The sequence below is a fragment of the Clostridium sp. DFI.1.208 genome (assembly GCF_024463855.1).
GTDB lineage: Bacteria > Bacillota_I > Bacilli_A > Erysipelotrichales > Erysipelotrichaceae > Clostridium_AQ.
Window position 1 is genome coordinate 1 of the sequence record NZ_JANGCA010000177.1, and the last position, 640, is coordinate 640.

Here is a 640-nt window from a genome sequence, read left to right on the forward strand (position 1 = left end):
GAATTTACCGTTAAATCCAAAAAGGATATAGATGCATACGGAAGTTGGGAAAAAGCTCCTATTGCTAAAAATGCAAAGGGACAGACAGCAAAAGTCCTTGTGACTGATAAAAATGGACAGGCGGTATCTGATGAGCTTCCTTATGCTACGTATGTTGTGCGTGAAACTAAGGTCCCGGATGATCACTATAAAGTTCCTGATTTTACAGTAACTATTTCTGAAGATAGCCGTGATCCTCAGCCTTGGCGTATCTTTAATGATGCAAAATTTCGTGCTGTGGTTAAAGCTGTAAAGGTTGATCAAGAAACTGGTAAAACAATTACACTTGCCGGAACAACTTTCAAGATTAAAAACTTGGATAAAAACGAGTATGTAGAATATTGGGATTGGACCCCTATACCTCATAAGGTCAATACCTGGACGACGGATGGATCCGGTACTGTAATGACTGGAAAAGAATTGGATCCAGGTGATTATCAATTAGAAGAAATCACTGCCCCAAATGGTTATGTTTTGAATATCGCTCCAGTTAAATTTAAAGTATCAAGCAATACAGCATATGAGACACTTCCAGACGGTGCTACACCGGTCATCACTGTCACTAAACAGGATACTTCAGTAAAAGGACGTATCGCAGTCG

The 640-nt window shown here is 39.7% G+C and carries 1 protein-coding gene; it reads left to right on the forward strand.

Annotated elements, in window-relative coordinates; all coding sequences use genetic code 11:
* The coding region (locus NE665_RS23920) for a SpaA isopeptide-forming pilin-related protein (RefSeq protein WP_256302706.1) at window positions 1-640 on the forward strand (640 nt) is incomplete at both ends.